At 63.4% G+C, this 6232-nt stretch carries 5 protein-coding genes; 4 read left to right on the top strand and 1 reads right to left on the bottom strand.

Translation table 11 applies throughout. From position 1 onward, the window contains the following. The 3 genes from ASD00_RS17710 to ASD00_RS17700 all read left to right on the top strand — a co-directional run. A partial coding sequence (locus ASD00_RS17710; protein ID WP_156585653.1) for an aminotransferase class I/II-fold pyridoxal phosphate-dependent enzyme occupies nucleotides 1-588 on the top strand: 588 nt, incomplete at its 5' end. Between the two features lie 203 nt (nucleotides 589-791). After that, nucleotides 792-1826 carry an L-threonine 3-dehydrogenase gene (tdh, locus tag ASD00_RS17705; RefSeq protein ID WP_057207779.1) on the top strand — a complete coding sequence of 345 codons (1035 nt, stop codon included), beginning with the start codon at nucleotides 792-794 and terminating at the stop codon, nucleotides 1824-1826. 217 nt (nucleotides 1827-2043) lie between these two features. Then, nucleotides 2044-3366, top strand: coding sequence for an MATE family efflux transporter (locus tag ASD00_RS17700; RefSeq protein ID WP_057207793.1), 1323 nt, complete (start codon nucleotides 2044-2046; stop codon nucleotides 3364-3366). A gap of 211 nt (nucleotides 3367-3577) precedes the next feature. Here ASD00_RS17700 and ASD00_RS17695 read toward each other — a convergent pair whose 3' ends face one another. Further along, a complete protein-coding gene (locus ASD00_RS17695) occupies nucleotides 3578-5173 on the bottom strand; it encodes a winged helix-turn-helix domain-containing protein (RefSeq protein ID WP_057207792.1) in 1596 nt (531 codons plus the stop codon). Nucleotides 5174-5424: 251 nt separating this feature from the next. Between ASD00_RS17695 and ASD00_RS17690 the strand changes: the two genes are divergently transcribed. Then, on the top strand, nucleotides 5425-6177 hold the full coding sequence (locus ASD00_RS17690) for an SDR family oxidoreductase (protein ID WP_057207778.1): 753 nt from the start codon (nucleotides 5425-5427) through the stop codon (nucleotides 6175-6177). Nucleotides 6178-6232 lie beyond the last annotated feature (55 nt).

The following is a 6232-nucleotide window of genomic DNA, read 5'->3' as shown; positions in this document are numbered from 1 at the left end:
GGCGCCATGGTCATGGTCGATGACAGCCATGCGGTCGGCTTCGTCGGCAAAAACGGGCGCGGCTCGGCCGAACATTGCGGCGTCGAGGGCCGCGTCGACATCATCACCGGCACGCTCGGCAAGGCGCTCGGCGGYGCCTCGGGCGGYTAYACGTCGGCCAAGGCCGAGGTTGTCGACTGGCTGCGCCAGCGCTCGCGGCCCTATCTGTTTTCCAACACGCTGGCGCCGGTGATTGCCGCCGCCTCGCTCAAAGTGTTCGACCTGATCGACAACGGCGATGCGCTGCGGGCGCGGCTGTCGGACAATGCGGCGCTGTTTCGTGACCAGATGTCGAAGCTCGGCTTCACGCTSGCCGGCGAGGGCCATCCGATCATCCCGGTGATGCTCGGCGATGCCGCMCTGGCGCAGGAGATGGCGGCGCGCATGCTCAAGAAGGGCGTCTACGTCATCGGCTTCTCCTTCCCGGTGGTGCCAAAGGGCCAGGCGCGCATCCGCACGCAGATGTCGGCCGCCCACAGCGAAAACGACGTGCGCCGGGCGATCGCCGCATTCGAAGAGGTCGGCCGCGAGCTCGGTGTGATCAAGTGAGTGTAGAGCTCTGCYCCTCACCCTRRCCCTCTCCCCGYAKRCGGGGAGAGGGGACGTGCCCGGCAAGAGGYTGAGCCTGCGGGCAGTCCGAGATGGGCSCAAGGGGTGCGGCATAGYCCTTCTCCCCGTCTCGCGGGGAGAAGGTGGCGGCAGCCGGATGAGGGGCAGGCCCCAGGCGGGCAGTTGATTTTGGAGACAACCAAATGACGAAGATGATGAAGGCGCTGGTCAAGACGAAGCCGGAGGTCGGGCTCTGGATGGAACGCGTGCCGGTGCCGGAGGTCGGACCGAACGACGTGCTGATCAAGGTSAAGAAGTCGGCGATCTGCGGCACCGACGTGCATATCTGGAACTGGGACCAATGGGCCCAGAARACCATTCCGGTGCCGATGGTCGTCGGYCAYGAGTTCATGGGCGAGATCGCCGCGGTCGGYTCGGCCGTCACCAAATACCATGTCGGCGAGCGGGTCTCGGGCGAGGGCCATATCGTCTGCGGCAAGTGCCGCAATTGCCGCGCCGGGCGCGGCCATCTCTGCCGCAACACGCTCGGCGTCGGTGTCAACCGGCCGGGCTCGTTCGGCGAATTCGTTTGCCTGCCGGAATACAATGTCGTGCCGATCCCGGAAGACGTTCCCGACGAGATCGCCGCGATCTTCGATCCCTTCGGCAATGCGRTGCACACCGCACTGTCGTTCGATCTGGTCGGCGAGGATGTGCTGGTGACCGGCGCCGGGCCGATCGGCATTATGGGGGCACTGGTTGCCAAGCGCTCGGGCGCGCGCAAGGTGGTGATCACCGACATCAACCCGACGCGGCTGGAGCTTGCCCGCAAGGTCGGCATCGACTACGTCGTCGACGCGTCGAAGCAGAACCTGACCGACGTGATGAAGGCGATCGGCATGACCGAGGGCTTCGACGTCGGGCTGGAAATGTCGGGGGCGGCACCCGCCTTCCGCGACATGATCGACAAGATGAACAATGGTGGCAAGATCGCCATTCTCGGCATCGCGCCGGCCGGCTTCGAGATCGACTGGAACAAGGTGATCTTCAAGATGCTCAACCTCAAGGGCATCTATGGCCGCGAGATGTTCGAGACCTGGTACAAGATGATCGCCTTCGTCCAGGGCGGGCTCGACCTGTCACCGGTCATCACCCACCGCATCGGCATCGACGAGTTCCGCGACGGCTTCGAGGCCATGCGCTCCGGCAACTCCGGCAAGGTCGTCATGGACTGGTAAGCGGGACNTCATCACCCACCGCATCGGCATCGACGAGTTCCGCGACGGCTTCGAGGCCATGCGCTCCGGCAACTCCGGCAAGGTCGTCATGGACTGGTAAGCGGGACAACGTTTTGCAGACAGTATCGACGTAAACAGGCCAACCGGCCGGGGTGATAGAGATGTTTAGGCAAACTGGTGCGGCCGTGTGGATACTTCCGCCAAGGTCGAATGCGCGATGAACATTTCGCCACCTGTGGAGCTGCAGGAAAACTGGAACCGCCGGATGGTCACGCTGGCGTTTCCGATCATCCTGGCCAATCTCGCGCAGCCGGTGTTGTCGCTGGTCGACACGATGGTGGCGGGGCATCTTCCCGGTCCCTGGTATCTCGGCGGGGTGGCGCTCAGCGGCGTTCTGTTCAATTTCCTGTTCTGGAGCTTCAGCTTTCTGCGGATGGCGACAACCGGACTGGTCGCTCAGGCATCGGGGGCCGAGGACAGCGCACTCATGCGCAAGCATCTACTCAGGGCGCTTCTCATTGCCGCTGCCGGTGGCGCGATCATCATAGTGCTGCAGAAGCCGATCATCGAAATCGGGCTTGCGCTCCTTGGTGGCAGCGAAGCGGTCTACGAGAGCGCCGTGGCTTACGCTTCGGCGCGAATCTGGTCGGCCCCCGCGGCTCTCGGGAATTTCGTCCTGCTCGGCTACCTACTGGGTCGCCAGCGGGTGATGATTTCGCTTGCGTTGCAGGTGGCGCTCAATGTGCTCAACCTGGCCGCGACCGTGACCTTGGTCTTCGTGTTCGACTGGGGGGTCGCAGGCATCGGCGCTGGCACCGCCATGGCCGAATGGGCTGCCTTCATTGCCGGTTTGTTGATCGTGCGACCGTTCAGTGCGGGGCAACCGCTGGACTTGCGCGACCTCCTTGATGGTGCCGCCTTTCGAAGCTTGATTGCAGTCAACCGCGACATATTCTTGCGCAGCCTCTTCCTGCTGGTGTGCTTCGGCTGGTTTGCGCGAAGCGGCGCTGCAGAAGGCGACGCGATCCTGGCGGCCAACGCCGTGCTCTTGAACCTCCATGGCATCACCTCCTATGGCCTCGATGGTTTTGCCCATGCGACCGAGACCCTTGTCGGATCCGTCATCGGTGCACGCCGCAAACAGGCCCTTCGACGTGTGATCCAGGCGGCCTTCCTGTGGTCCGGCCTGGTGGCGCTGCTGTTTTCGCTGTGTTATGCGCTGGCTGGTCCGACGATCATTTCCCTGTTGACCAACCAGGAGGAAGTTCGCGCCGCGGCCGTCCGCTTTCTTCCCTACGTCGTCGTGTTGCCGCTGATCTCGGTGACGAGTTACATGCTCGATGGTGTGTTCATTGGCGCAATACGCACCCGGGAACTGCGCAACAGCATGTTTATCTCGACGATGGTCTTCCTCGCGACGGCATACATTCTCCAGCAAGTCTGGGGCAATCACGGGCTCTGGCTCGGGATGATGGTGTTGATGCTGGCGCGCGCGGCGACATTGGGCCTCAAACTGAAGCGTATTTTTGCGCAGCTGTGATCTGGGCGCGTTGACGAAAGGCGCCCTCGGGCCTTCGCCATCGCCTGCTTCGCGTTGCCACTGGGCGATACCGGGCTGTCTTCTGGATTGACCCTGTCGAGTAGCCTTTAGAGTGCTCGGTTGAGCAGGGAAAAGAGGACTGGCTCGTTGACGGCGGCCAGTCTGTCCCGGCGAGGGCGGTGACGTCGTCATCCAGTTCAAGCCGGTGGGCTCATTCCGGCAACCCAGACAGGCGCAGACCATCGGCAAACCGCGCATAATCTTCCGGGCGATGGATCGGAAGCCAGTCCTTGAGATTGGCGATGCGCAAGGATGGATCAAGCGCGCGCAGGCGCCGCATGGCCTGTCGCGCTTCTACGAGCCGCCCCGCGAGCGCGTGGCTCGACGCCAGAAGGGCGACCGCGACGAGGAGGCTGGGCAGGTTTCCCAGCGCCTTTTCCGCCCAAGACGAGGCGGAATCAAAGCGCCCGTCGAAGAAATGCGCGAGCGAAGTGGCGGCCTCCATTCGAAACATTTCCGGATCTAATGGGCTCAAACGAACGGCATGCGCGAGATCCTCGATGGCGTTTTCCGTTTCGCCACGGAAGACACGCAGAGCCCCGCCGAGGAACCAGGCGGGGGCGAAGTTCGGATTGAGTAGCCGTGCCCTGTCGATGAGCGCAATGCCGCCGTCGACGTCGCCGGTGAGATGCCCGAGCGCGTGGCCGGCTCTCGTTAATGCCACCGCATCATCGCGACCCAGCTCCACCGCCAGCCGCGCCAGCCGCACGCCTTCGGCGATCTCGTGGTTCCGGTCGACCATCCAGCCGTTCAGCTTGCGCCAGAAATGGCACCAGGCCGCCCCGCCATAGGCCGATGAAAAGTCGGGGTCGAGCTCGATCGCCTTGTAGAAAAGGGCCAACGCTGCCTCGATCGCTTCGCGGGTTCCGATGTGCAGTTTCGCCATGCCGCGCAGGTAATAGTCGTAGGCGTCAAGGCTTTCCGTCGGCTTGCGTTTGGCGCGCTCGATTTCCACGCGCTCGAGTTGCGGTGAGATCGCGCCGACGACACTGGCCGAAATCTGATCCTGAAGGTCGAAAATGTTGTCGAGCGCGCCCTCGAAGCGCTCTGCCCAGAGATGCGCCCCGGTCGTGGCGTCGATCAACTGGCCGGTGATGCGCACCTGATTGCCCGCCTTGCGCAGGCTGCCTTCCAGCACGTAGCGCACGCCCAGTTCCCGGCCGACTTCCTTCACGTCCACCGCCCGGCCCTTGTAGGTAAAGCTCGAGTTGCGCGCGATGACGAACAGCCAGCGGATGCGCGACAGTGCCGTGATGATGTCCTCGACCACGCCGTCGGCGAAATACTCCTGCTCCGGATCGCCGCTCAGGTGCTGGAACGGCAGGACGGTAATGGAGGGCTTGTCGGGAAGGACAAGCGCGGACGGCTGCTCCTGCAATTTTCCCAGGGCCTGCTCGGTGGCGCCGTGCACGCCGGGTTGTCGCGTCTTACCGGTCTCATCGACGGTGATTTCGCCGACGAAGCGGAAACCCTTGCGCGCGATCGTGCGAACCAGGCACTGCTCCTCGCCACTGTCGCCGATGGCCTTGCGAACCGCATTGATGTGGCTGGTGATCGTCGATTCCGAGACAATCCGACCGCTCCACACCGCCTCCAGCAAGTCGTCCTTGCTGACGACGCGGTTGCGGTTCACCACCAGGTGGAGCAGAAGATCGAACACCTGCGGTCCGACGGCCACGACTTGCCCGCGCAGGGTCAGTTCCCTGCGCTCCCGATCAAGCACGTAGTCTGCAAACATGAACTGCAAGGCCGGCATCCCTGAACGCGCGCCACCGGCTCGCGGCCGAGCCAACTGACGAATTGATGTCTGACATCGGTAGCAGACGTCTGGCCCGCCACCCGCCCCGTAAGGGCTTCGGTCAGGCAGGCGTCTTGGACATATATTCAAGCATCCTTCAAAGGCAATTCAAGCCTGCCTCAAGGACTTCCCACATACCCGCAGGTACTCTCCATTCGTACAGACGGCAATGGTTGCGGTCGGAAAAGCGGAGAAAACCCATGAAGATCGTCGTCATCGGAGGCACCGGCCTCATTGGATCGAAACTTGTGAAGAACCTGCGCGAGCGCGGTCATGACGTGCTGCCTGCCTCTCCCAATACCGGCGTGAACACTATCACCCGCGAGGGGCTCGCGGGAGCGATGGATGGCGCCGAGATCGTCGTCGACGTGGCGAATGCGCCGGTCTGGGAAGACAAGGCCGTTCTCGAGTTTTTCGAGACCTCGGGTCGTAATCTATTGGCGGCCGAAGCCGCTGCCGGCGTTCGCCATCACGTTGCCCTGTCGATCGTCGGCAGCGAACGCCTTCCGGACAACGGTTATTTCCGGGCCAAGATCGCGCAGGAAAACCTGATCAAGGCGTCCGGCATTCCCTACACCATCCTGCGCGCCACGCAGTTCTTCGAGTTTGTCGGCGGCATCGCGCAATCGGCCGACGTCGACGGCGAGATCCGCCTGTCGCCGGCGCTGTTCCAGCCGATTGCGTCCGACGATGTGGCGGCGGCGCTCACCGATGTCGCACTCGCACCGCCGATCAACGGCACGGTCGAAGTCGCCGGCCCCGAGGCCGTTCCGCTCGATGAACTGGTGAGGCGCTTCCTCAAGGCAAAGCATGACACGCGCAAGGTCGTGCCGGACGTTCACGCACGCTACTTCGGTGCGGTGCTTAACGATCAGTCGCTGACACCAGGCGACAAACCGCGCCTCGGCATGATCCGCTTCGAGGACTGGCTCGGCCAGCAAGTCACACACTGAGCCTGGCGCAGACGCCAAAGACGCCCGTGCGGGACCTGGCGCGGCGTCCCACGAA

Source organism: Ensifer sp. Root31, from assembly GCF_001424825.1.
Lineage (GTDB): Bacteria > Pseudomonadota > Alphaproteobacteria > Rhizobiales > Rhizobiaceae > Ensifer > Ensifer canadensis.
This window is presented reverse-complemented; position numbering and strand designations above follow the sequence as displayed.